This window comes from Actinoplanes sp. NPDC049548 (genome assembly GCF_040676695.1).
Classification (GTDB): domain Bacteria; phylum Actinomycetota; class Actinomycetes; order Mycobacteriales; family Micromonosporaceae; genus Actinoplanes.
In genome coordinates, this window is the sequence record NZ_JBFAPM010000018.1 from 113,080 (window position 1) to 137,251 (window position 24,172).

The window sequence follows — 24,172 nt, forward strand, 5'->3', positions numbered from 1 at the left end:
TCGCCGCGTTCGCCGTACGGTCATCCCGCGAAGCTGCCACTGCGCTTCAGCTCCGCCCGCATCAGGGCGACCTCCTCCGGGCCCGGAACCACGATGTCCGGGTCCGGGGTGAAGTCGAGGTCCGCATCGCGCTCCTTGTAGTCCACCGCGTTGAGGATGACCTTGATGGTGTTCAACCGGGCGCGCTGCTTGTCGTTGGAACGGATGATCAGCCAGGGAGCCGCCTTCGTGCCGGTGCGCACGAGCATCTCGAACTTGCGGTCGGTGAAGTCGTCCCAGCGGTCCTGGGCCTGCAGGTCGATCTCGCTGAGCTTCCACCGGCGCAGGGGATCGGTCAGGCGGCGCTCGAAGCGGCGCGCCTGCTCCTCCTTGGTGACGCTGAAGTACAGCTTGACGAGGACGGTGCCCTGACGGACCAGGTCCTTCTCGAAGCCGGTGACACCCCGCAGGAAGTCCCGGTACTCCTTGCTGCTGCAGAACCCGAAGACCCGTTCCACCATCGCGCGGTTGTACCAGCTCCGGTCGAACAGGACCATCTCTCCACCGGTCGGGAACTGTGCCACATAGCGCTGGAAGTACCACTGGGAGCGCTGCTCCTCGGTCGGGCGGCCCAGCGCGACGACGCGGTAGTGCTTCTCGTTCATGAACCGCGTGACCCGCCGGATGGCGCCGCCCTTGCCCGCCGCGTCGCGCCCCTCGAAGAGCACGACCATGCGCAGGTCCTCGGCCTCGAGGTGGCGCTGCAGCTTCAGCAGCTCGACCTGCCACGGCCGCAGGCAGTGATCCGCCTTCAGCTTCCGTGTCAGCGTCGAGTGCTCGCGCCGCAGCGCCGCGAGCTCCCGCATCGCCTCCTGGTACGCCGCAGCGAGATCGGCCGGCGGCCTGAGCGGTGGTGACCCGGGCATCGTCGTCCTCCCTTCGACCGGCTGGCTCCCAGCCTCGTGGGTCACTCGTCCGGCGACGTCATCCCGGACGAGTGACGCGTCAGATGAGCCCGAGCGAGCGTGCCCGGCGAACCGCCTCGTTGCGCCGCGAGGCGGACAGCTTGCGCAGGATGCTGCGCACGTGGGTCTTCACCGTGTTGACCGAGACGTACAGCGTGGCGGCGATCTCCTCGGTCGGCAGCATCCCGGCCATGCCCTGCAGGACCTCCATCTCCCGCCGGCTCAGCGCTTCGACGATGACCAGGCTGCCGGCGTCCGACTTGCGACAACCGGCGGACGAGGGCGCCGGGGTGTCGCCTTGCAGGGCCCGGTACTGCTGAGTCAGCTCGTCGTCGTCGCGCAGCACGCGGCGTAGTCGTGCCCAGACCTGCTGCACGGCGCGCCGCTGCGACTCCGGGAGGGCCTCCCGCAGGGCGTGCCGCAGGGCGCCGCGTGCGGTGTCGGCGTCGCCCGTCTGCTCCGCGATCGTCGCCATGACCAACCAGGCCTCCACGCGGATCGGCGGGGTGGATCCGGCCGATGTCAGCACCGGCATGAGCGTGTCGGCCGCCAGGTCCGGCTCACCACCGGCGGCCAGCGCGGCTGCGTGGAGCACCACGACCTCCGGCGGCTGCGGTTGGGCGAACCGGCCGACCTCCTCCAGCGCTTCGCCGGCCCGTCCGGTGGCGATCGCCAGATGGCCCCGGGACACGCTGATCTCCCGGGCCAGCCACTCCGGTGGTACGGGACCGGTCGAGGCCTCGGCGAGCTGGCTCATCGCCCCTCGCAGCTCGCCCCGGGCCTGCAGCCGGCGCGCCTTCACCAGCGCGAAAGCGGCAGCGGCCGCCCCGTCGTCGCGGGGATGACGTTTCGGGTCCGCCGCGCGCAGGTGACGGCCGGCTGCGTCGACGCTGTACCGCTCCATCGCCACCCACCCGAGGGCGGCGTGGGCGACGATCGGCCGGCGCGCCTGCTCCAGCCCGCATCGATCGGCCGCGTCCAAGGCCTCGGTGGCCAGCTGCTCGGCATGTCCGAGACGACCGCGGTAGGCCTCGATCAGGGCGAGGTGCTGGAGGCAGTCGATCGCCAGGTACCGGCACCTGGGCGCCGTGGTGGCCACGACCTCCGCGAGGCATATCGCGGCGGCGTCGACGGCTCCCAGCCAGCTGTGCGCGAAGCCTCGTGCCGAAAGCGTAAGCATGCGCAGCTCCGGACGCCTCGCCAGGATCTCAGGCGGCGCGTCGGCGAGGGCCTGCTCGGTGGCGGGACTCAGCTGGAGGACCTGGGCATGGTCCCCGCGGGCCGCGGCGACGAGAACACTGAGGACGGAATCCGCCAGGGCCAGGCCCTTGCCGTACTCCCAGCCGCGGCCGATGACCAGATCCTGAGCGCGGGCCAGGTGGCGGGCGCTGCGGTCGACCGACGCGTCGGCCAGCTCGAGCGCGGCGACCACCATCGCCACCTCGGCGTCGTCGCAGTCGTCGGGAAGCTGGCCCAGCAGCGCACCCAGCCGGCCGGTCCGCCCCTCGATCGCCACGCGGCCGATCGCGTAGTGGTCGAGCGTGATCGTGGCGGCGGTGTGCCAGTCCCGTGCCTTCACGGCGTGATGGACCGCCTCGACCGTCTGGCCGTGTGCGGCGAACCACCGTGCCGCGTGGCGGTGCAGCTCCGGTACCTGTTCCGGGGCCTCACACATCAGCTGAGCGCGGAGCAGCTCCGCGAAGAGCCGATGGAACCGGTACGCCTTCGAGTACTCCGTCGCCGGCTGGACGAACGCATTGCGCCGCTCGAGCTCCATCAGCAGCCTGCGGGCGTCGCTGCGCCCCGTGACGGCCTCGGCCAGTTCGGGGGTGAACGTTTCGAGGATGCTCGCCTCCAGCAGGAACGCCCGCACGTGCGGCGGCTGGACCCGCAGCACCTCGTCGACGAAGTATTCGGCGATGGTCGCCTCGTTGCCTGTGATGGTGTCGAGGAGGCGTTCGGCGTCGCGGTGGTCCTGCAGGGCCATGGCGAACAGCCGCAGGCCGGCCGCCCATCCCTCGGTGTGTTCCAGCAGCGACGCCAACCCCGCGGCGCTCAGGTTCACGCCGTGCAGGGTGAGCAGTGCGGCGGCCTCCTCGGCGGTGAAGGCGAGATTCTCGCTGCGGATTTCCGTGAGTCGCCCGGCGAGGCGGTACCGGTGCAGGGGCAGCGGCGGATCCCACCTGCCGATCAGCACCAGCCTCAGTCTCGGGCTCGCGTGCCGGAGGACGAACTCCAGCTCCATGGCCCACTGTTCTCCTCCGACGCTCGACACGCCGTCGAGGACGAGCAGCAGCGGCCTGTCCAGGTCGGCCAGCTCGGCCGCCAGCCGTACCAGGAACGACCGGTCCACTTCGGTGCGCGACGGCAGTGGGACCAGCGACGGCGACACCGGTACTCCGGCGCGCTGGAGTGCCGCCACGACGTACGTCCAGAACACTGCGGACTGGTCGTCTTCGTCCTCCAAGGTGATCCATGCCACGGCGTCGTCCATGGTTCCGCCGCGGATCCACGAGGCCACCAGTTGGGTCTTGCCGCTACCGGCAGGACCGACCACCAGGGTTACCGGGATGTCCCGGCGGGTAGTGAGCGCTTCGAGCAGGCGGGGCCGCGCCACCATGAAGCGCGGACGTTCGGGTATCTCGAACTTGGACTCGAGCAGGGGATCGCCATCCGTCACCGGACCGATCATGGGCGTGGTGACAACAAGATCAGCACGCACGGGTCCTCCCTCCTGTGGGGCAACCACGGAGCTGCGTGACTCAGCCTTACGGCCGGACGAGAGTGCCACATCGTCCGGATCGGATAATTTCTGTCCCGTTCCTCCTCGGCGGATGGTGCGCAGCCGAGCACTCCCGGTGTTTGGTCATAGGCAGGGATCGCAGTCGCTCGATCGCAACGCCGGAGGTCGGTCATGACTGGTCAGACAGCAGCGGGCCGTCGATGACCGCGGGTCCTGCCGGGCTCGTGGTAGCGCACCTGTCCGACCTCCACCTGGGAGCGCACGATCCCGAAGCCGCGGAATCGGTGATTGCCGACGTCGCGGCGGCGCGGCCGACGCTGACCGTGGTGACCGGCGACTGCACCATGCGTGCCCGGACCGGGGAGTTCCGTCAGGCCCGGGGCCTGCTCGACCGGCTGCCGGGTCGGCGGCTGGTGGTTCTCGGCAACCACGACGTCCCGTTGATCAGCGTCCAGCGGCTGGTCGCGCCGTACCGGCGGTACCGGCGTCTCGCCGAGCCCGACCTCGAGCCGGTGGTGCGGCTGCCCGGCCTGGCGGCGTTCGGGCTGCCCACCGCACCGGCATGGCGGTGGAAGAGCGGCCGGGTGTCGAGGCGCCAGTGCGACGCGGTCGGGACGGTGCTGGGTGCGGCGCCGGTGGACGACATCCGGCTGCTGGCCGTACACCATCCGCCCAGCGCCACGGGCCTCGCGACGATGGTGGGCCGCCGCCACCTGTTGACGGCCCTCGCCGCCGCCCGGGTGGACCTGGTGCTGGCCGGGCACACCCACGTACCGGCTGCCGGCCCGGTCCGGCTTCCCGGAAGCGCGCACCGCCCGATCGAGGTGGTGGCCGGCACCGCCACCAGCCGGCGTCTCCGCGGTGTCGGCCGCTCGTGGACCGTGATCAGGGTGGACGCCGAGCTCATCACCATCGAGGAACGCCACCAGGACGCTTCGGGGTGGTGCACCGGGCCGGTGCGGCGCTGGGAGAGGAGCCGCTGAGTCAGCCCACCCGGACCACGGCGGTACGGGCCAGCTTGTCGTGGACCCCCTGGTGCCGGCGGTCGACGAGCACCCACACCGCACCAATTGGGAAGTACGCCAGCACCACCGCACGGACGGCCGCGGAGATCCAGGACAGGTGCTGCGGACGAACGGCGACGACGCGCAGGCCCAGCAACGCCATGCCGGGGGTCCGGCCGGCGAGGGCCCAGAACAGCGCGCAGTAGGCCGCCAGCATGGCCGGGAGCATGAGGAGGAGGGCGGAGGCGGCGGCACGCGTCAGATCGTGGATCTCCGCGCCCATGACGGAGGTGATGAAACCGGCGAGGGCGGCGCCGCCGGTGAAGAAGGAGGCGACGATCAGCGTGTCGAGGGCGTATGCGATCGCCCGGCTGACCGGGCCGGCGTAGTCCCGCGGCGCCGGGGTGCTCACAGGTCGGCGGGTGGCGCCGGTTCCGACCGGGGAGCCCGCCGCAGCATCCGGAAGGTCAGCCGATCGACCGCGGTGTCACCGGCTTCCGCGCCGGCCCGCAGCCGGCCGACCAGCTCGTCCACCATGCTCTCGCGCTGACCGCGGATCAGCGCCTGGATCCGGTCCGGTTCCTTCTCGAGCAGCAGCAGGACGTCGTCGAGCACGGCGAGCACCACCGGACGCAGCACCCGTTCGAGCTGGTGATCCACGATTCGGTCGATCACCGGGGACGTGGCGACGGCGGTGACCGCCGCCTCGGCCGCCTGCACGGTCGCCCGCCGGTACCGGGCCCGTTCCACCGCACCCCGCTCGGCGAGCTCGGCGACGCGTGACCGCCGCCGCTGCACGGCCCGACCCACGTCGCGGGCGAGGCCCGCCGCGGCTCCCAGCGCCGCATCGCTCCACCGGGTCGGCACGGCGGTGGTCCGCTCGGGTGCCGCATGGTGGTGATCGGAGATCGTCATGGCTCCACGGTGCCGTGCCAGGGGGAGAAGTGGGCCACCCGCCAGGGATGAATGATGCAGCCGGGCCCTGGAGCCCGGCTGCATCCGATGGTCGTCGTCAACGGCGGCGTCGCGACACACGCCGTGCCGTGCGGCGCGCGGTGCGCCGGGCCACCCGACGGGATCCGAACATGTCCGTACCTCCTTATCGATGAGCCGCGGTCTCGAGGTCGTGCAGCTCCTTGGCCTCCTCCGCGGTCACCAGGCCGATGCCGACCAGGTCCAGCGGGCTGATGAAGCCGTCGCCGAGCCGGTACCCGCCGGCGCGGGCGATGGCGTCGCGCAACGGCACCGCCCAGTGGTGCTCGATCAGCAGCAACGCCGCGGCCGTGTCGTTGGGGATCTCCGCGATGATGTCCCAGGCGTCGGCGTCGGTGAACGCCTGCAGGCCCTGCGTCGCCGCCGTCTCGGCGCCGGCGGCCGCGCCGGCCTCCATGCCGGCCTCGCCGTCGATGCCGAGCCCGACCAGCGCGCCGATCTTGCTGCCGAGCTCGACGGCTTCCTCGGTGGACAGGTTGCTCAGGTGCTCGACCTCGATCTCGCCGTCGGCGTCCTTGTAGACGGCGAGCGCGTCGATGACGCGTACCGTGTCGCTCCTGCGGAGTCTCTCGAGCTCTTCGATCACCTCGCCGTGGAAGTTCGGATGATTGAAGCCGAGCACGATCATCTGCACCGGACCGATGGCCATTTGCTCGCTCTCCTTCCTGATCGGACGACGGAGCGGTGACGCCCCACCCGATCCTTCCCGGACGTGACCCGGTGCTGCGTCATCCAGGCTGGATGACCTGGACCTTGATCAGCTCGACACCGGACCGGTCCAGGCGGATCAGCAGATGACGGAGCTGCTCCGTGGACAGCCGTGCGCGAATCGTCGAGTGCCGGGCGACGGCCTCGCAATGCACGTCGGCGAACGCGCATCGCAGCACCGGGCCGAGGAGGCCCTCTACGCAGATCTCGTACTGCACACTCATGCCAACACCGTGCCCGCGTGTCGCCGTCCCTGCTTCATTCGTGCGGAATGAGGTCCGTCCAAGGCCGGCATGACTGACTGGGTCCGACCGGTTCGAGGAAGGGATGTGGACGAATCATGGCAACACTCGTCGCCATCGGATACCCCGACGAGACCACCGCGACGGCCGCGTCGCTGGAGGCCCAGCGGCTGGCCAAGGACCTCATCATTCAGCCCGACGCGATCGCGGTGATCATTCGTGACCGCGAGGGCAAGTTCCACGTCACCACCAACCACCATGCGGTGGGAGGGGGAGCCACCTGGGGGATGTTCTGGGGGCTGCTGTTCGGCATGCTGTTCTTCATCCCCTTCCTCGGCATGGCCGTCGGTGCCGGCCTGGGCGCCCTGATGGGCAAGATGACCAAGGGCGCGATCAGCAAGGAATTCCAGGATCAGGTACGCGACCAGGTGCAGCCCGGCACGTCCGCGCTCTTCCTCGTGGTCGAGCACGTCACCCCCGACAAGGCGGTCGAAGGACTGGCCCGCTTCGGTGGAACCGTGCTCAAGTCGTCGCTGTCCAAGGAGACCGAGGCGGAGCTGCAGGAGGCGCTGCACGGCGGTGCCGACGGCAACCGGTCCGACCAGGCGGCGGCCGCGTCAGCTTAGGGGTGGAGGCGGGATGCCGGCCGGCTGGGGAGCGGGCCGGCATCCGGCGTTCCGGGAGCCGTTCATCCCGGCGAGATGACGTCGGATGCGGGCGCGCCGGGCAGGCTCGACGGCATGAGACCGATTCCAGTCATTCTCGTGGTGACGGCGGCGCTGCTCGGGACCGGCGGATGTGGCTCGGACCAGCCGCCCGTGTGCGACAGCCTCGATGCCGTCCAGACCACGATGGACCACGTCCGCGACGCCAATGTCAGCGAGAACGGCCTGACTCAGCTCGAGACGGGCCTCCAGCAGCTCAGAACCGATCTCCAGCAGCTCGCCGCGGACGCCAAGGCACAGTTCGCACCGGAGATCGACATGGTGAAGAACGCCGCGAACCAGTTCCGCGTGAGCGTGGACGACGCCCGGGCCGCGCCTGACGCAAAGACGCTGGCGGCCGTGCAGGCGACTCGGACGACCCTGCGGAGCAGCGTCCAGAACCTCGGCGATGCCATGTCGGGCACCTGCTGAGCCCGGCACAGGGAGGGCTCGATGTCGGGAACGGTGGAGCGCAGCACGGCGACGGCCTGGGTGGCCTGGGTCCTGCTCGGGGCGCTCATGCTCGTCATGCTCGGGGCGGTGCACGTCGGCACGGGCGTCATCGCCCTGTTCCGCCCGGAGGTTCTGGCCGGCGGCCGCGCCGACCTGCTGCTGCCCGTGGGGGTGACGGCACTGGCCTGGTTCCACATCGTGCTCGGCGCCGTGGCCGTGGCGGCGGGAGCGGGACTGACGGCCGGGCGCCGGTGGGCGCGGTACACCGCGATCGTGCTCGCGGGCTCGGCGGCCTGGGTGAACTTCGCGTTCCTCAGCGTCTATCCGGTGTGGTCCGTCACGGCGATCGCCATGACCGCCGTCGTGATCTACGCGGTGGCCGTACACGGGGCAGAGGTGGCCGACGCCCAGGGCCGCTCATGACAGGGAGGCCGGCATGTGGGGGAAGCGGATCCGACGCCGGATGCCGTGGGTGCGGATGCCGCTGCGCCGGGGCACCGACCGCGTCCAGGCGTGGCTGACGTTCGTCCTGGTGGTGGCGATGGTCTTCGCGGGTCCCTTGGCGGCCTGGTGGACAGCGCGGACGACGTACCGCGGTGCCGAACGGGCCGGCGAGTGGGAGCGGCGGCACCACGTCGCCGTGGTGGCCGTCCTGCTCGAGGACGCCGTCCGTCAGGGTGGTGCGAGCGACGCCATGCCGGTGTCCAGCACCGTACGGGTGCAGGGGCGCTGGACCGGGCCGGACGGCGTCGAGCGGTCGGGGGCCATCTCCGCGACCGAGGGCCTGCGAGCCGGCAGCACGATGCCGATCTGGGTCGACGACCACGGCACGGTGGTCCCCCCGCCCGGCCGCCGGAGCGCCACCCTCGACGCCGTCATGGCGGCGCTGCTGGCCCTGGGCGGGCTGGCCACCTGTCTGGGCGGCGTCCGGCGGATCGTCGTCTGGCGGCTCGATCGCCGCCGCTTGCGCTCGTGGGAGGCGGAATGGCTGATCGTCGGACCTCGCTGGACCCGGCGATGAACGCGGCGGCCCGCTGGATCCCCGGCCTCGGGGTCGCTTCGGGCTACCGGCGGACCTGGCTGGCCAAGGACGTCGTCGCGGGACTGGTCCTGTCGACGCTGCTCGTGCCGCAGGGGATGGCGTACGCGGAGCTCGCCGGCCTGCCACCGATCACCGGCCTGTACACCACGGTCTTCGGCCTGCTCGGCTACGCCCTGTTCGGCGCCTCCCGGATCCTCGTGGTCGGGCCCGACTCGTCCCTGGGCCCGATGATCGCCGCGGTGCTCATCCCGATCGTGGGGTCGGGCGGGGACCCGGCCGTGGCCATGGGCCTGGCGTCGATGCTCGCGCTGCTCGTCGGCCTGACCATGACGGCGGCCGGCATCGCGAAGCTCGGGTTCATCGCCGACCTGCTGTCCCAGCCGACGCAGATCGGCTACATGAACGGCCTCGCCGTGACGATCCTGGTGGGACAGCTGCCCAAGCTGTTCGGCTTCTCCGTCGACGGTGACAATCTCATCAGCGAGGCGGCCGGGTTTGTCCGCGGGGTGGCCGGGGGCGAGACCGTCCCCGCGGCGCTGGCGGTGGGCCTGTTCACCCTGACCGTCATCGTCGTCCTGCAGCGCTGGCTCCCCAAGGTGCCGGCGGTGCTGGTCGCGGTCGTCGGGGCGATCGCGGCCACCTGGCTGCTGGACCTGGGGGAGCGGGGAGTGCAGCTCGTCGGCCCGCTGCCGGCCGGGTTCCCGCCGCTGACGCTGCCGCACGCGTCCTGGTCGCAGCTGGGGCTGCTGATGGTCGGCGCGGTCGGGATCACCGTCGTGTCGCTGACGGACACCATCTCGACCGCCTCCTCCTTCGCGGCCCGCTCGAACCAGGAGGTCCGCGCGGACCAGGAGATGAAGGGCGTCGGCGCCGCCAACATCGCGGCCTCCTTCTTCCAGGGCTTCCCGGTCAGCACCAGTGGCTCGCGCACCGCGGTGGCCGAGCAGTCGGGTGCCCGTACGCAGCTGACCGGCGTCGTCGGCGCGGCCGTCATCCTCGTGATGCTGCTGCTCACGCCCGGGCTCCTGCGCGACCTGCCGCAGCCGGCGCTCGGTGCCGTGGTGATCGCCGCGTCGCTGTCGCTCGCCGACATCCCCGGCACGGTACGGCTGTGGCACCGCCGCCGCCTCGAGTTCCTCGTGTCGCTCGCGGCATTCCTCGGCGTGGCGCTGCTCGGGGTTCTGCCGGGCATCGGCCTGGCGGTCGGGTTGTCGGTGCTCAACGTCTTCCGCCGGGTGTGGTGGCCGTACCAGGCGGAGCTGGGCCGCACGACGGGCCTGCAGGGCTACCACGACCTGCGTTCGTACCCGGAGGCCGAGCGCCTGCCGGGCCTGGTGATGTTCCGCTTCGACGCGCCGCTGATCTTCGCCAACGCCCGGGTGTTCCGCGACCAGATCCGGCGGCTGGCCCGCCGGGACCCGGCGCCCCGCTGGATCGTGCTGGCGGCGGAGCCCGTGACCGACGTCGACACCACGGCCGCGGACATGCTGGAGGCCCTCGACCGGGAGCTGAACGCCCGGGGGACGTCGCTCGTGTTCGCGGAGCTGAAGGACCCGGTGCGGCGCAAGATCGACCGGTACGGCCTGGCCGGTCCGCTCGACCCCGCACACTTCTTCCCCACGCTGGACGATGCCGTGGCCGCGTACCGGGTGCGGACGGGTGCCACGTGGGAACGAGGGGTCATCCGCCCAGGGTGACGCGGCCGTCACCGGGCGCAGCCAGCATGGCGGCATGACGAGTGCAGCACCCTCCGGGGCCGAGCAGCGACGGCTGCGCGAGGCCGGCACGACAGGCGCCGGCTGGCGTCGATGGGGTCCCTATCTGAGCGACCGGCAGTGGGGGACGGTCCGCGAGGACTACAGCGCGGACGGGGAGGCATGGACCTATCTCGGCCACGACCAGGCGCGCTCCCGCGCGTACCGCTGGGGCGAGGACGGCATAGCCGGCTTCAGCGACGACCAGCAATGGATGTGCCTGGCCGTCGCGATGTGGAACGGGCGCGACCCGATCCTCAAGGAGCGGTTCTTCGGGCTGACCAACGCCGAGGGCAACCACGGCGAGGACGTCAAGGAGTACTACTTCCACCTGGACGCCACGCCGACGCACTCCTATCAGCGCATGCTCTACAAGTACCCGCAGCGCGAGTTCCCCTACGGCGACCTGGTGGCGACCAACCGGTCCCGCAGCCGCACGGAGTTCGAGTACGAGCTGCTCGACACCGGGGTCTTCGCGGAGAACCGCTACTTCGACGTCGTCGTGGAGTACGCCAAGGCCGGCCCCGAGGACGTGCTGCTGCGGATCACCGCGCACAACCGCGGACCGGACCCGGCCGACCTGCGCCTGTTGCCGACCCTGTGGTTCCGCAACACGTGGTCCTGGGGCTCCAACGGCAACCGGCCGCACCTGCGCGAGGTGCCCGGCGTGCCCGGGGCGTCCGTCGTCGCGGCGACCCACCATCGCCTCGGTGACCGGTGGCTGCTCTGCCAGGGCGCCCACCGCCTGCTGTTCACCAGCAACGACACCAACGCCGAACGGCTCTTCGGTACGCCCAACCCGTCGCCGTACGTCAAGGACGGCATCGACCGGTTCGTGGTCGGCGGCGACGACACGGCGGTGAACCCGGCGGCCACCGGCACCAAGGTCGCCGTCGACGTCGCGATGACGCTGCCGCCCGGCGGGTCGGCGACGATCCGGGTACGCCTCACCGACGAGGCCGTCGTCGCGGGCCGGCCCGACGCCCGCACCGATCCGCAAGCCTTCGACGAGATCGTGCAGCAGCGGCGCGACGAGGCCGACGAGTTCTACCGGGACCTGCTCGCCCCGGAGCTGAGCGACGACGAACGGCAGGTGGTGCGGCAGGCGCTCGCCGGGATGCTGTGGAGCAAGCAGTACTTCGGCTACGACGTCGAGCAGTGGCTGGGCGAGCACGGCCTGGACCCGCTGGAGGCCCGGGGCGTGCGCAACGGCGACTGGTTCCACCTGCTCGCCCACGACGTCATCTCGATGCCGGACACGTGGGAGTACCCCTGGTTCGCCGCCTGGGACCTCGCCTTCCATGCCGTCACCCTCGGCATGGTCGACCTGGCCTTCGCCAAGGCGCAGCTCGACCTGCTGCTGAGCCGGCGCTACCTGCATCCCAACGGGCAGATCCCCGCGTACGAGTGGAACTTCAGCGACGTGAACCCGCCGGTGCACGCGTGGGCCACGTACCTGCTGTACGAGCTCGAGAAGTCGCGTACCGGGCGGGGCGACCGCGCCTGGCTGGAGAACGCGTTCCACAAGCTCGCCAAGAACTTCACCTGGTGGGTGAACCGCAAGGACGTCGACGGCCGCAACGTCTTCCAGGGCGGGTTCCTCGGCCTCGACAACATCGGCGTCTTCGACCGCAGCGCCCCGCTGCCGACCGGCGGCCACCTGGACCAGGCGGACGGTACGGCCTGGATGGCCCTGTACTGCCAGAACATGCTGCAGATCGCGGTGGAGCTGGCCGAGGAGGATCCCGTCTACCTCGAGCAGGCGCAGACCTTCTTCGAACACTTCGCGTGGATCGCGGTCGCGGTCAACCACACGTCCGGCAAGGCCGAGACGATGTGGGACGAGGAGGACGGCTTCTTCTACGACCTGCTGCGGCGTCCCGACGGCAGCGCCACCCGGCTGCGGGTGCGCTCGATGGTCGGGCTGCTGCCGCTGGCCGCCGCCACGGTCATCGGGCCCGAGGTGACCGGGAAGTACCCCGAGCTGCTCGCCGACGCCCAGGGGTTCATCGCCCGCCACCCGAGCGTGGCCGCGGTGTCGTCCGAGGGCCGGCCCCGCGGCGAGCGCGGCTACCACCTGCTGGCGCTCTTCGACGAGCCCCGGCTGCGCCGCATCCTGGAGCGGATGCTCGACGAGGAGGAGTTCCTCAGCCCGTACGGGATCCGCTCGCTGTCGCGCCATCACGCCGCGCAGCCCTACGACCTGGAGGTGGACGGCCGCCGGTTCCAGGTGTCGTACCAGCCGGCGGAGTCGGACACCGGCATGTTCGGCGGCAACTCGAACTGGCGGGGGCCGATCTGGTTCCCGATGAACGTGCTCATGATCCGCGCGCTGCTCAACCTGCACGTCTGCTACGGCGACGACTTCACCGTCGAGTGCCCGACCGGCTCGGGGACGCGGATGACGCTCTTCGAGGTGGCCCGCGAGATCGCGAACCGCCTGACGCGGATCTTCCTGCCGGGCGAGGACGGGCACCGGCCCTGCTACGGCGGCCAGTCCGTCTTCGCCGGCGACGACCACTGGCGCGACCTGGTGACCTTCTCCGAGTACTTCCACGGCGACAACGGGGCCGGCCTGGGCGCCTCCCACCAGACCGGCTGGACCGGGCTGGTCGCGGTGCTCCCGCACCTGTTCGCCGGCCTGACCAGTGAGGACCTGCTCGAACGCGGCCTGATCGGCGTCCGGCGGGAGCGGTCCGGAGGGGACGTCCGATGACCGGCTGGCCCTTGCACCCCGTCGTCTTCGAGGTGAACACGGTGCCCTGGCTGGCCGCTATGCGCCCGTGCCTGGGGCCCACGGCGACACTCGCCGACGTGCCGGCGCGGGTGTGGGACGAGCTGGCACCGGTGGGAACGAACGCCGTGTGGCTGATGGGCGTGTGGGAGCGCAGTCCGGCCGGGCTCGACGTGGCCCGGCACAACCCGGCGCTCCAGGAGGCCTTCCGCGCGGCGCTGCCGGATCTGACCCCGGACGATGTCGTCGGCTCGCCGTACTGCGTCCGACGCTACGTGGTCGACCGGCGGCTCGGCGGCCCGGAGGCGCTCGCCGTGGCCCGCGCCCAGCTCGCCCGGCGCGGCCTGCGCCTGATCCTCGACTACGTCCCGAACCACGTCGCCCCCGACCACCCGGCCGTGACGGCGCATCCCGGCTGGTTCGTGCAGGGCAGCCGCGACGACCTCGCCGAGGACCCCGCGGCGTGGTGCGACGTCGGCGGCCGGGTGGTGGCCCATGGTCGCGACCCGTACTTCCCTCCCTGGCCTGACGTCGTGCAGCTCAACGCGTACAGCGGCGAGCTGCGGCAGGCGACCGTGGACGTCCTGGGCGACATCCTGAGCCAGTGCGACGGCGTCCGCTGCGACATGGCGATGCTGCTGACGAACGACGTCTTCGGCAAGACCTGGGGCGAGTACGCGGGTCCCGCGCCGGCCGAGGAGTTCTGGCCGACCGTCATCGGACAGGTACGCCGCCGGCACCCGGGCGCGGTGCTGATCGCCGAGGCGTACTGGGACATGGAGTGGACGCTGCAGCAGCAGGGCTTCGACTTCTGCTACGACAAACGCCTCTACGACCGCCTCGTCGGCGAGAACGCCGAAGCCGTACGCCTGCACCTGGGTGCCCGGACGGACTACCAGGAGCGGCTCATCCGCTTCATCGAGAACCACGACGAGCCCCGCGCCGCGACGGCCCTGCCCGCCGGACGTGACCGCGCCGCCGCGGTGGCTGTCGCCACGCTCCCGGGCGCCACGCTGTGGCATCAGGGCCAGCTCGAGGGCAGCCGGGTACAGCTCCCGGTGTTCCTCGGCCGGTGGCCGTACGAGCCGGCCCGCGCCGACCTGAGCCGCTTCTACCACCGCTTGATCGCCGCGGCCGCCGTGCTGCGGCGGGGCAGCTGGACCCTGCTCGGCGTCAACGGCTGGCCGGACAACCCGACGCACCGGGACCTGCTGGCCTGGGCCTGGCACGGCGGCCTGCCGCACCACCTGGTCGTGGTCAACCTCTCCGGGCACGCCTCGCAAGGCCGTGTGGTCCTGCCGTGGGAGGCCCTGCGCGGCCGCGACTGGCGGCTCACCGATCTGGTGGAAGGACAGGTGTACCGGCGCGACGGCGCTGAGCTCGCCGGGGCGGGGCTCTACGTCGATCTGCCCCCGTGGGGTTCGCACGTGCTGGCGCTCGAGGCGTACTGATCCGGCCCCTGGAACGGCTGGAAGCGGCGGGGGTGGCGGTCGCCGTACCCGAAATCGCCGGTGGCGCTCGCCGCCGGCCTGATCGGTGTCCGCCACCCGGGTGGTCTTCGCGGCGGCCCGCGCGCTGTACCAACGCCGCGGTCCCTCACCGAGGCGTACCGGGATGGTGGCCGCACCCCTGCGGGCCGTGGCCGGATCAGCTCGCGTCTGCGCCGACCGCCGTGTCCATCCGGCCCCGGGGGAGAAGAAGAGCGGCCCACAGGCCGAGGACACCGGCCAGCGCCACGACGACCATCGCCAGGGCGTACGACCGCTGCGGCGTGGCCGTGAGCCCGGCGACGAGAATGGTGCCGGCGAGCGCCGCGCCGACGGACGAACCCAGGTTGGACACGCTGCGCGACAGGCCGGAGATCTCACCCTGCAGCTCTTCGCCGAAACTGGACTGCACGACGTTCACCGACGGCGTCAGCATGGTGCCGAGCCCCAGTCCGATCAGGAAGAGCCCGGGGAGGAAGGTCCACACCGCGCTGGTGTCGCTGACCAGGAAGAGACCGGTGACGATACCGGCGATGGTGGCCACGAAGCCGACGACGATGATGGTCCGCTGGGCGCGCCGTTTCGCGAACCGCTCGGCGGCGAGCGAGGAGAGCAGCAGGCCGGCGGTCGTCGCCGTGAAGATCAGACCGGTCTGGACGGCGTTGTAGCCGCGCACGACCTGGAGGTAGGCCGACACGGTGAACGAGACGCCCATGAGCATCAGCCATTGCACGTGCTGGGTGACCAGGCCGAGGTTGGACGTACGGTTGCGGAACAACGCCACGGAGAGCAGCGCCTCCCGGCCCGCCCGCTCCTTGGCCCGCATCGACACGAAGAACCACGTCAGCACGAGCGCCCCGGCGATCAGCAGGCCGGTCATCAGCCACAGGTCGTCGTCGGCCGCGAGGATCCCCGTGACGACGAGGATGAGGCCCAGGGCCGACAGCACCGCGCCGCCGACGTCGAAGGGCCGCTCGGGATCCGGCGGGAGCGGGTCGCGGACCCAGCGCCGGCCCAGCACGACGATCACCGCGATGATGAGTACCTGCAGGACGAAGGCGGCCCGCCAGCTGAACGCCGAGGTGATGAAGCCGCCGATCAGCGGTCCGGCCGCCGCGCCGATGCCGCCCATCGCGCTGATCGCGCCGAAGGCGCGGGCGCGTCCGGCCAGCTCGGTGAAGAGCAGGGTCGTGAGGATGTAGACCGGCGGGATGAGCAGGGCCGTCCCGATGCCCTCGAGGATCGAGTTGCCCAGGATGAGGACGCCCAGCCCGGGTGCCACCGCGCTCAGCAGCGCGCCGATCCCGTAGACGACCAGCCCCACGTTGAAGCAGCGTTTCCGCCCGTAGCGGTCGGTGAGCTTCCCGGCCGGAATCATCAGCGCCGCCATGACCAGCAAGAAGATCGTGATCGCGAGCTGGACCCCCTGCACGGTCGTGTGCAGGTCGCGGCTGATGTCGTTGATCATCACGTTCATGTTGGAGCCGGCGAAGCTGCAGATGAACTGCGCCAGCGCGAAGGGGATGAGGGCCCGGCGCAACGCACCGGAGGGCCGTCCCGCCACGACCTGTTCAGTCATTCCGCACCGTCCTCGCTCCGCCTGGACATTCGACTGGCAGAGTGCCCGCGGCCTGCCGCGCGGGGCATCACCCCCGGCGGATGATGACCCGGCGGCGGCGCTCGCGTTTGCTCAGCACGGCGATGGACGCCGGTAGCGCACCACAGCGCCGAGGAGGTCACATGACCGGGGCATCCGCGGGAGTCGGCGGCGGCACGGCCGGCAGCTGGCCGGACGCGGCCACGGAACTGCGATCGATACCGGTTCCCTGGTGGACCGTTCTGACCACCGGGATCTGTGCCGTCGCCTTCGGCACGGCGGTCCTCCTCTGGCCGGACGTCAGCCTGAGGATCATGGCTGCGCTGGCCGGGGTGTGGCTGCTCGTCGCCGGCATCGCCCGGATCATCGGCGCCTTCCTGCCCGGCAGCGGCGGGAGCATCGGCCGGCACGTCCTGTCCGGCATCGTGGGCATCGTCGTGCTCATCGGAGGTCTCATCTGCCTGCGGGACCTGGTCAGCCGCCTGGCGGTGCTGGCGCTGCTCTTCGCGGTCACCTGGATCCTCAGCGGGCTCACCGAGATCCTGCTCGGCCTGCAGCGGACCGGTCCCGCCCGGGCCGGCCTCCTCGCCGTCGGCCTGCTCTCCGTGGCCGCCGGCATCGCGTTCCTGCTGATGCCGGACCTGTCCCTGGCCTCGCTCGTGCTGCTGACGGGCATCAGCAGCCTGGTGGTCGGGCTCGGCGAGGTGGCGCTCGCCATGGTGCTGCGCAAGGGACGGGCGAAGCACGCCTGAACTTACGGCAACTGAACACCCGGACCTCCGTCTCGAGACGATATGTAACGTCATCGATGGAGTGAAGGGGGTGCAGATGGCAAGCACCGTGCCCGTGCCCGTCATGGAGCCCGAGGAGAGGCAGCGCCAGCCGCTGGTCGGGCGGGGAATGTTCCTGCTTTTCGTCGCCCTGATCGGCTGTTTCACCGTCTGGGGCGTCGCGCAGGACCTGACCACGCCCATGGTGGCGGGCTTCAAGCGGATCTTCGACATGAGCACGTTCCAGGCGTCGCTCGTGCAGCTCGCATACTTCGGGGCGTACTTCCTGCTGGCCCTGCCGGCCGCCTTCATCAACCAGCGGTTCGGCTACAAGACCGGGATCCTAACGGGGCTCCTGCTGGCCGCCCTGGGCGCGTTCTCCTTCTACCCGGCGAGCAAGATCATGACGTACGAGGCGTTCCTCGTGGCCCTGTTCGCCATCGCCGCCGGCTGCTCGATCCTGGAGACCTCGGCCAACCCGTACGTGCTGGCACTCGGGCCGGAGGAGACCGCGACCCGGCGGCTGAACCTCGCGCAGGCGTTCAATCCCGTAGGGACGAACATCGGGGTGCTGCTCGCGTCGACGCTCATCCTGCCCAAGCTCGCCGACCCGGTCGACATCGCCTCCCTGACGCCGGAGCAGCTGCACGTGATCCGTGCCGGTGAGCTGGGCGCGGTGATGGGTCCGTACCTCGGGCTGGGATGCGTCCTCATCGCCATCGCCATCGCCATCGCCAGCCAGAAGGCGCCGCCGATCGTCGAGGAGTTCCCCGACGCCGGGCCGCACGAGGGCGGCACCGGCACCCTGTTCCGGACTCTGTGGCACAACAGCCACTACCGCTACGGCGTCGTGGCGCAGTTCTTCAACGTCGCGGCCCAGGTGTGCACCTGGACCTACCTCATCCAGTACGTGCAGCAGGCGCTCGGTGGCAGCCTGGAGAAGGGCGGCTTCTACCTGCAGATCAGCCTCCTGGTCTTCCTCGGCTCACGGTTCCTGATGACCTGGGTCATCGGGCGGGTCCGGGCCACCTGGGTGCTCGCCGTGCTGGCCTTCCTGGCCGTGCTGCTCTGCCTGTTCGCGATGGCGAGCCCGAACATGGCGGGAGTCATCGCCGTCGTCGCCCTGTCGTTCTGCCTCTCCCTGATGTTCCCGACCATCTACGGCGTCGCACTCAAGGGCCTGGGCCCGGCGACCAAGTTCGGCGCCGCCGGACTGGTGATGGCGATCGTCGGCGGCGCCATCATGCCCCTGGTGCAGGGCAAGCTCGTCGACGAGACCAGCGCGGCCGTGTCCTTCGTGGTGCCCGGCGTCTGCTTCGCCGTCGTCGGGCTCTACGCGCTGTACGACCTGAGGAGGAAGGCATGAGCGCCCGGTGCTGGACGGCCGCGGCCGCCGCGGCGCTGCTGGCGGTGAGCGCCTGCGGCAGCGACGAACCGACGAGCGCCACCCAGGACACCCAGCGGCTGGAGATCGTGTCCTGGTGGACCTCCGGGTCCGAGGCGCCCGCCCTGAACGCCCTGCTCGACGCGTACCGCCGGGCCCACCCCGGCGTGGACACGGTGAACGCGGCCATCACCGGCGGCGCCGGCTCCGAGGCGATCGTGGAGCTGGCCAAGCGGCTGCAGCGCGGGGACCCGCCCGACGTCTGGCAGACCTTCGCCGGCCAGTCCGTTCAGGGCTACGCGAACCGCGGCGTCGTCCGCGACGTGTCGTCCGTCTTCGACGCCGGCGACCTCCGCGCGGCCATGCAACCCACGATCCTGCGGTCGCTGCTGCGCGACGGCAGACCGTACGGCGTACCGACCGGAGCGCACCGCAGCAATGTGCTCTGGTACAACGTCGACGTGCTCAAGAAGGCGGGCGTCGACCCGCCGACGAGCGGCGACAGCGCGGCGATGTTCCAGGACGACCTCCGCGCGATCAAGGCCTCCGGAGCCGCGCCGCTCTGCCTCGGCGGCAAGGACCCGTTCACCACCGTCGAGCTCTTCGAGAACGTGCTCCTCAGCACGATCGGAGCCGGCGGCTGGCAGGACATGGCCGGCGACCACCTCGACTGGCGCGGCACCCGGGTCCGCGCGGCGCTGCGCACCTTCGGCGATGTCCTCACGTACGCCGACCCGGCCGCGAGCGGCCTCACCTGGGACGCCGCGACGCGCAAGCTCGCCGCGGGCGGGTGCGCCTTCGAGTCCATGAACGACTCCGCGTACGGCGAGCTCCTCGCGGCCGGAGCCAAGGAGGGCGAGGACTTCGGGGCCGTACCGTTCCCCGGCACCGGCGACAGCTTCCTGGCGGTCGTGGACGTGTTCGTCGCCGCCACCAAGGCCGAGAACGCCAAGAACGCGCTGGCCTTCCTCGGCGGCATCAACGACCCGGCGACGCAGCTCGCCTTCCACAAGGCGAAAGGCTCGGTGCCGGTGCTGCGTACGGTCGACGTGGCGGCACTGTCTCCGTACCAGCGGGGGGTGTCCAGGAGCTTGTGGAACTCCCCGGTGCTGCTGTCGGTCGCGCACGGCGAAGCGCGCAGCCCCGAGTTCCAGGAGGGCTTCTACAACGCCGTCTCGACGTACGTGCGTACCCGTGACCCGGCGGCCTTCGCCGACGACCTCGCCGGCGCCGTCGCGAACGACCGGATCCCGCCGCGGTGAGCCGCTGTCAGACGGCGTAAGGCTGCCACGGAAAGCGAACGGCGATGGTGGGATCGCCTTCCAGGAACGCGACGAAGGCCCGCACCACTTCTTCGAGGTCCGACAGCTCGGCACGGAAGTGCTGATCGGGCGTGCCGTCTCGCCGTTCGAGGGCATACCAGCCCGGTCGCGTGCCGGCCTGCTCGCCGAAGCCGACCTGGACGTACCAGTCGTCGGCGCGGGTGAGGATCGCGTAGTAGTCGGCCGTGGACAGGCGCACCAGGACTCTACGGACCAGGTCGGCGTCCGGATCACGGAACGAGCGGCCTCGCGCGGAGGTCAGCTCGAAGCGCCAGGGCTCAGAAAACGGCGTACGCAGCCGGTCCCACTGCGGGTCGTAGCAGTTCAACCCATGCTCTTTCGCAAGCTGGGCAGCCCATTGCGAGTTCTCCTCGCAGCGGCTCCACACCACGGGGAAGTAGAGGAACGGTCCCCGGCCCTCGTTGACGGTGAGATCCGGGACCCTTGCCAGTAATGCCTCCACGTAGGCGGCGATGCGCGGGGTCGGTGCCACGGGCGTGTCCGACTCGATGTAGTGCTCGTACAGGCGCTCGAACTCCGCGTGCGCGGCGATGTCGTTCGCGGGCCGGTCGCCCTCCCACACCGCAAGGTCGTATGACACGCCGTGATCTTACGAAAAGCTCAGGAAGCCTGGTGGGCGGGCATGTCGGCCAGCCAGGCGTCGGCCAGGTCGCCGAGCGGCACGTCGAGGGCCTGGCTGAGGCAGACCACGGTCCCGAAGGCCGGCGCCGGGAGGCGGCCCGCCTCGATCTTGCGCAGCGTCTCGGGGGAGATGCCGGCCGCCAGGGCCACCTCGACGAGGCTGCGGCCGGCCCGCGCGGCCCTGAGGGCGGCTCCGAGGCGCCGGCCCGCGGCGATCTGTTCGGCGGTGAGTGGCTGGCGAACCATGCCAGCAGGATATCCCCCCGGAGCGTCCGGTATATTAATACCGCATTCGTGAAGGGGGCTGTCGTGATCGAGCTCAAGTCCGCCGACGAGATCGCCCGGATGGCGGTGACCGGCCAGTTCGTCGGCGAGCTGCTCGCCGAGCTGAGCGGCGTCGCCGCGGTCGGCGTCAACCTGATGGACCTCGAACACCACGCCCGGCGCCGGATCAAGCAGCGCGGCGCCGAGTCCTGCTATTGGGACTACACCCCCTCGTTCGGCCGCGGCCCGTTCCGCAACGTGCTGTGCCTGTCGGTCAACGACGCGGTGCTGCACGGCCTGCCCCACGACTACGTGCTGCGTGACGGTGACCTGCTCAGCATCGACATGGCGGTGGTCATCGACGGCTGGGCCGCCGACTCCGCGCTCTCGGTCGTCGTCGGCACGCCCGACCCGGGCGACCTGAAGCTCATCGAGGCCACCGAGGTCGCGCTCGAGGCCGGCATCGCCGCCGCTCAGCCCGGCGGCCACCTCGGCGACATCTCGGCCGCGATCGGCGAGGTCGCCCACTCCTACGGGTACGGCGTCAACGGCGAGTTCGGCGGTCACGGCATCGGCCGCACCATGCACGAGGCGCCGCACGTCGCCAACCTGGGCCGTGCCCGCCGCGGCATGAGGCTCGACCCGGGCCTCACCATCGCCATCGAGCCCTGGTTCTGCCGCTCCACCGACAAGATCAGGTACGACGACGACGGCTGGACGATCCGCTCCGCCGACGGCTCCCGCACCGCCCACTCCGAGCACACGGTCGCCATCACGGCGTCCGGCCCGCAGGTCCTGACCCGCCGCCCCGCGCAGGACGCCGCCCCGGCCGACCCCGCCAGGAAGTCCGCCACCACCGCCTGAGCGTCGGTGTGCTTCGATGGCGGCGAGGAGGTGTGCGTTGACCAACTATGCCCGCATGTACCGCTGGGGGGTCACCCCCTGGGAGCGTTACGGGAAGCCCGCCGCCGGCAGCATCGCAGCTCTGCTGGACCGGGAGGAGGCGGAGCGCTCGCGCCCGCTGGGCCGGGCGCTCGACGTCGGCTGCGGCCGTGGTCAGTTCACTCCCGAGCTTGCTCGCCGCGGCTGGCAGGCCACCGGTGTGGACTACGTGCCGGCCGCCGTCGAGGCGGCCCGCAGCGCCACCACCGAGGCAGTCACCTACGTCGTCGGAGACGCGACCGACTTGGCGGCGGCCGGTCTGGGCACCTTCGACCTCTTCCTCGATGTCGGCTGTTTCCAGGGTTTCGACGCCGAGCAGCGACGCGCGGTGGGCCGGAACCTGTCGGCGCTCGCCAATCCCGGAGCCACGCTGCTGATGCTGGCCTTCGGTGTGACCTGGTTCCGGGCTTTGTCGGGTGGCGTCTCGCGGGACGACGTGACGGCTGCCTTCCCGGACTGGGCGCTGATCGCCGACGAACCGGCGCAGACCGATGGGCTGGGCTGGCCGATGAACCGGACGTCACCGCGCTGGTGCCGGCTTCGTCGCGCGAGAACCTGACGATCACCGCGACGGGGGCGCACTACGCAGTCACGCGTCGGGCAGCTCGCGCATGCGCGGGACCGGAGAGAACGCGACGAACAGCACGCCGGCCACCGCACCGACGGCGCCGATCCACAGCGTGGTGCGCACCCCCACCAGCTCGCCGAGCGCTCCGCCGAGCAGCGCTCCGATCGGCCGTACCCCGTAGTTGACCGTGCGCTGCGCGCCCTTGACCAGCGACAGCCGGGCCACCGGAGTGGCCGCCGTCTGCAGCGAGCCGACGGCGATGTCGAGGATCATCACGCCGAGCGCGGAGAGGAACTCCGCGGCGAGCAGCATGCCGGTCACCATCGGCCGGGAGCCGTCAGCGAGCGGGACCAGGACCAGCGGGAGCGGGAACGCCACGTAGCCGAGGACCACGACGGGGCCGATGCCGAACCGGCGGGTGAGGGGGCCGGTGACCGCAGCGCCGACCAGCCCGCCGATCGACGCGATGCCGAGCAGCGTCCCGAGCAGGCCGGGCGAGATGCCCAGCACCGTGGTCACGTAGAGGATCAGCATCGCGTGGAAGACGTAGTTGAACAGGTTGATCACGGTGACGCCGAGCAGCAGCTGCCGCAGGACCACGGATCGCGCGATGAACGCCAGGCCGGACCCTGTGCTCAGGCCGCCGCCTTCCGGCGTCGGACCCGCGTTCTCGGGCGCGGCGATCCGGCTCAGCAGCAGAGCCGATCCGAGGTACGACAGCACGTCCGCGAGCAGGGCGAACGGCGCGGTGAGCACCTGCACGAGGACGCCGCCCACGCTCGGGCCCGCCACGAACGACATGGCTCGGGCGCCGTTGGTGAGCGAGCTCGCGGCGATGTAGTCCGGCCGCTGGACCACGGACGCGAACAGGCTGCCGTCGGCGACCTCGTAGAAGACGGTGAGCGTGCCGATGGCGAGCGACAGGAGGCAGAGGTGCCACAGGTTCAGCACCCCGGCGAACGCCAGCACCGGTACGACGGTGAGCAGGGCGGCCCGGCCCAGGTCGGCAACGATCATCACCCTCCGCTTGTCCGTCCGCCGGTCCACCCACGCCCCGGCGAGCAGGGACAGGAAGAGGTTCGGCGCCAAGGCCGCGGCGGTCAGGTAGCCCATCTCGGCCGCTCCGGCGCCGATCGTCAGCACGGCCAGCAGCGGAACGGCGATCAGGGAGATCTGGTCGCCGACCAGCGAGACGACGTGCGCGGACCAGTAGTGGCGGAAAACCCGGTCGCGCAGCAGTGCCGGTGCGGGCCTCGGCCTGGCGTCGGCGGTCACGGGGCGCCGTGCTCCGGCGTCGGCATCACCAGCTGCACGACGGTGACCGCCCGCGATCCCTCGGACCGCGTGGCCTTGTCCCGGTACGGCTCCAGCAGCGCTTCGACCTGCTGGGTGAGGGTGGCCAGCTGCTCGGCGGTCACGTAGATCATGTCGTCGCTGAAACCCGCCGCCTTGCGCCACTCGGCGGGTTCGTCGCCGCGGACCGCGAGATACGCCTCTGCCCGCCGCATGTACTGCCCGAGGATCGCCGCGTTCAGCTGGTCGGCCGCGGCCCGGGATTCCGGGTCGTCCGAGTCGTCCGTCCAGGACGTGCTGCGGGCGGTCGCCTGCCAGGGGCGCTCCCGTCCGTCGGCCGCGGGCGCTCGCTCGGCCAGCCCGTACTTCGCGAGCTGCCGCAGGTGGAACGAGCAGTTCGGCACGTTCTCGTTCAGGAGGGCCGCGCACTGGGTGGCGGTCATCGGCCCGTTGCGCCGGAGCATCCCGATCAGGCTCAGCCGCAGCGGATGCGCGTAAGCGCGCAGGGCCCGGGGATCTTCCAGCCGGATCGTCGCGCGTTCTTCGGAAGCCACATCCTAGAGAATGCTTTAGAAAGACTCC

Annotated in this window: 24 protein-coding genes; 13 read left to right on the forward strand and 11 right to left on the reverse strand. The window is 71.2% G+C overall.

Annotation, left to right across the window (positions count from 1 at the left end):
* Positions 1 to 20: 20 nt before the first annotated feature.
* Both ppk2 and AB0J80_RS29270 read right to left on the reverse strand, forming a co-directional pair.
* Positions 21 to 905 (reverse strand): polyphosphate kinase 2, encoded by an 885-nt coding sequence (gene ppk2, locus AB0J80_RS29265; protein ID WP_364711169.1) that lies wholly within the window; start codon positions 903 to 905, stop codon positions 21 to 23.
* Positions 906 to 984: 79 nt separating this feature from the next.
* On the reverse strand, positions 985 to 3,624 hold the full coding sequence (locus tag AB0J80_RS29270) for a LuxR C-terminal-related transcriptional regulator (RefSeq protein ID WP_364711172.1): 2,640 nt from the start codon (positions 3,622 to 3,624) through the stop codon (positions 985 to 987).
* A 263-nt stretch (positions 3,625 to 3,887) separates the two neighbouring features.
* On the opposite strand from AB0J80_RS29270, the gene AB0J80_RS29275 reads away from it, so the two are divergent.
* Positions 3,888 to 4,670: a metallophosphoesterase gene (locus AB0J80_RS29275; protein ID WP_364711174.1), complete on the forward strand. Its 783-nt coding sequence runs from the start codon at positions 3,888 to 3,890 to the stop codon at positions 4,668 to 4,670.
* 1 nt (position 4,671) lies between these two features.
* Here the strand turns inward: AB0J80_RS29275 and AB0J80_RS29280 are convergent, their stop codons facing one another.
* From AB0J80_RS29280 to AB0J80_RS29295, 4 genes are all read right to left on the reverse strand, one after another.
* Positions 4,672 to 5,103 (reverse strand): RDD family protein, encoded by a 432-nt coding sequence (locus tag AB0J80_RS29280; protein WP_364711176.1) that lies wholly within the window; start codon positions 5,101 to 5,103, stop codon positions 4,672 to 4,674.
* Entirely contained in the window at positions 5,100 to 5,606 is a 507-nt protein-coding gene (locus AB0J80_RS29285) for a hypothetical protein (protein WP_364711177.1), read from the reverse strand. The genes AB0J80_RS29280 and AB0J80_RS29285 overlap by 4 nt, the downstream gene beginning before the upstream one ends.
* Before the next feature lie 184 nt (positions 5,607 to 5,790).
* Complete coding sequence (locus tag AB0J80_RS29290; protein ID WP_364711180.1) at positions 5,791 to 6,333, reverse strand: hypothetical protein; 543 nt, start codon at positions 6,331 to 6,333, stop codon at positions 5,791 to 5,793.
* A gap of 79 nt (positions 6,334 to 6,412) precedes the next feature.
* Positions 6,413 to 6,616, reverse strand: a complete 204-nt coding sequence (locus tag AB0J80_RS29295; RefSeq protein WP_364711183.1) for a hypothetical protein — start codon at positions 6,614 to 6,616, stop codon at positions 6,413 to 6,415.
* Positions 6,617 to 6,732: 116 nt separating this feature from the next.
* On the opposite strand from AB0J80_RS29295, the gene AB0J80_RS29300 reads away from it, so the two are divergent.
* The 7 genes from AB0J80_RS29300 to AB0J80_RS29330 all read left to right on the forward strand — a co-directional run bounded on the left by AB0J80_RS29300 (position 6,733) and on the right by AB0J80_RS29330 (position 14,772).
* Entirely contained in the window at positions 6,733 to 7,260 is a 528-nt protein-coding gene (locus tag AB0J80_RS29300; RefSeq protein ID WP_364711186.1) for a DUF1269 domain-containing protein, read from the forward strand.
* Between the two features lie 114 nt (positions 7,261 to 7,374).
* A complete protein-coding gene (locus AB0J80_RS29305) occupies positions 7,375 to 7,770 on the forward strand; it encodes a hypothetical protein (RefSeq protein ID WP_364711188.1) in 396 nt (131 codons plus the stop codon).
* Between the two features lie 21 nt (positions 7,771 to 7,791).
* Positions 7,792 to 8,214 (forward strand): hypothetical protein, encoded by a 423-nt coding sequence (locus AB0J80_RS29310; RefSeq protein ID WP_364711190.1) that lies wholly within the window; start codon positions 7,792 to 7,794, stop codon positions 8,212 to 8,214.
* A gap of 13 nt (positions 8,215 to 8,227) precedes the next feature.
* Positions 8,228 to 8,812 (forward strand): hypothetical protein, encoded by a 585-nt coding sequence (locus tag AB0J80_RS29315; RefSeq protein WP_364711191.1) that lies wholly within the window; start codon positions 8,228 to 8,230, stop codon positions 8,810 to 8,812.
* Positions 8,776 to 10,530 (forward strand): sulfate permease, encoded by a 1,755-nt coding sequence (sulP, locus tag AB0J80_RS29320; protein WP_364711194.1) that lies wholly within the window; start codon positions 8,776 to 8,778, stop codon positions 10,528 to 10,530. Before AB0J80_RS29315 ends, sulP begins: the two co-directional genes overlap by 37 nt.
* A gap of 34 nt (positions 10,531 to 10,564) precedes the next feature.
* Positions 10,565 to 13,303: a glucosidase gene (locus tag AB0J80_RS29325; RefSeq protein ID WP_364711197.1), complete on the forward strand. Its 2,739-nt coding sequence runs from the start codon at positions 10,565 to 10,567 to the stop codon at positions 13,301 to 13,303.
* Positions 13,300 to 14,772, forward strand: a complete 1,473-nt coding sequence (locus AB0J80_RS29330; RefSeq protein ID WP_364711200.1) for an alpha-amylase family glycosyl hydrolase — start codon at positions 13,300 to 13,302, stop codon at positions 14,770 to 14,772. The genes AB0J80_RS29325 and AB0J80_RS29330 overlap by 4 nt, the downstream gene beginning before the upstream one ends.
* Before the next feature lie 196 nt (positions 14,773 to 14,968).
* Here AB0J80_RS29330 and AB0J80_RS29335 read toward each other — a convergent pair whose 3' ends face one another.
* A complete protein-coding gene (locus tag AB0J80_RS29335; RefSeq protein ID WP_364711202.1) occupies positions 14,969 to 16,387 on the reverse strand; it encodes an MFS transporter in 1,419 nt (472 codons plus the stop codon).
* Between the two features lie 161 nt (positions 16,388 to 16,548).
* Here AB0J80_RS29335 and AB0J80_RS29340 point away from each other — a divergent pair, with 161 nt between their 5' ends.
* The 3 genes from AB0J80_RS29340 (at position 16,549) to AB0J80_RS29350 (ending at position 19,821) form a co-directional block, all read left to right on the forward strand.
* The gene (locus AB0J80_RS29340) at positions 16,549 to 17,157 is read left to right on the forward strand and encodes a DUF308 domain-containing protein (protein ID WP_364711205.1); all 609 of its coding nucleotides are present in this window, start codon (positions 16,549 to 16,551) and stop codon (positions 17,155 to 17,157) included.
* A gap of 76 nt (positions 17,158 to 17,233) precedes the next feature.
* Entirely contained in the window at positions 17,234 to 18,541 is a 1,308-nt protein-coding gene (fucP, locus tag AB0J80_RS29345; protein ID WP_364711208.1) for an L-fucose:H+ symporter permease, read from the forward strand.
* The gene (locus AB0J80_RS29350) at positions 18,538 to 19,821 is read left to right on the forward strand and encodes an ABC transporter substrate-binding protein (RefSeq protein WP_364711210.1); all 1,284 of its coding nucleotides are present in this window, start codon (positions 18,538 to 18,540) and stop codon (positions 19,819 to 19,821) included. Before fucP ends, AB0J80_RS29350 begins: the two co-directional genes overlap by 4 nt.
* 7 nt (positions 19,822 to 19,828) lie before the next feature.
* Here AB0J80_RS29350 and AB0J80_RS29355 read toward each other — a convergent pair whose 3' ends face one another.
* Entirely contained in the window at positions 19,829 to 20,482 is a 654-nt protein-coding gene (locus AB0J80_RS29355) for a hypothetical protein (RefSeq protein WP_364711213.1), read from the reverse strand.
* Positions 20,483 to 20,502: 20 nt separating this feature from the next.
* On the reverse strand, positions 20,503 to 20,769 hold the full coding sequence (locus tag AB0J80_RS29360) for a helix-turn-helix transcriptional regulator (protein WP_364711214.1): 267 nt from the start codon (positions 20,767 to 20,769) through the stop codon (positions 20,503 to 20,505).
* 63 nt (positions 20,770 to 20,832) lie between these two features.
* Here AB0J80_RS29360 and map point away from each other — a divergent pair, with 63 nt between their 5' ends.
* Together map and AB0J80_RS29370 are read left to right on the forward strand one after the other, a co-directional pair.
* Positions 20,833 to 21,651 (forward strand): type I methionyl aminopeptidase, encoded by an 819-nt coding sequence (gene map / locus AB0J80_RS29365; protein ID WP_364711217.1) that lies wholly within the window; start codon positions 20,833 to 20,835, stop codon positions 21,649 to 21,651.
* A 37-nt stretch (positions 21,652 to 21,688) separates the two neighbouring features.
* The gene (locus AB0J80_RS29370) at positions 21,689 to 22,288 is read left to right on the forward strand and encodes a class I SAM-dependent methyltransferase (protein WP_364711220.1); all 600 of its coding nucleotides are present in this window, start codon (positions 21,689 to 21,691) and stop codon (positions 22,286 to 22,288) included.
* A 30-nt stretch (positions 22,289 to 22,318) separates the two neighbouring features.
* Here AB0J80_RS29370 and AB0J80_RS29375 read toward each other — a convergent pair whose 3' ends face one another.
* Entirely contained in the window at positions 22,319 to 23,572 is a 1,254-nt protein-coding gene (locus tag AB0J80_RS29375; RefSeq protein ID WP_364711223.1) for an MFS transporter, read from the reverse strand.
* Positions 23,569 to 24,144 carry a helix-turn-helix domain-containing protein gene (locus tag AB0J80_RS29380; RefSeq protein WP_364711224.1) on the reverse strand — a complete coding sequence of 192 codons (576 nt, stop codon included), beginning with the start codon at positions 24,142 to 24,144 and terminating at the stop codon, positions 23,569 to 23,571. The genes AB0J80_RS29375 and AB0J80_RS29380 overlap by 4 nt, the downstream gene beginning before the upstream one ends.
* Positions 24,145 to 24,172: the final 28 nt, after the last annotated feature.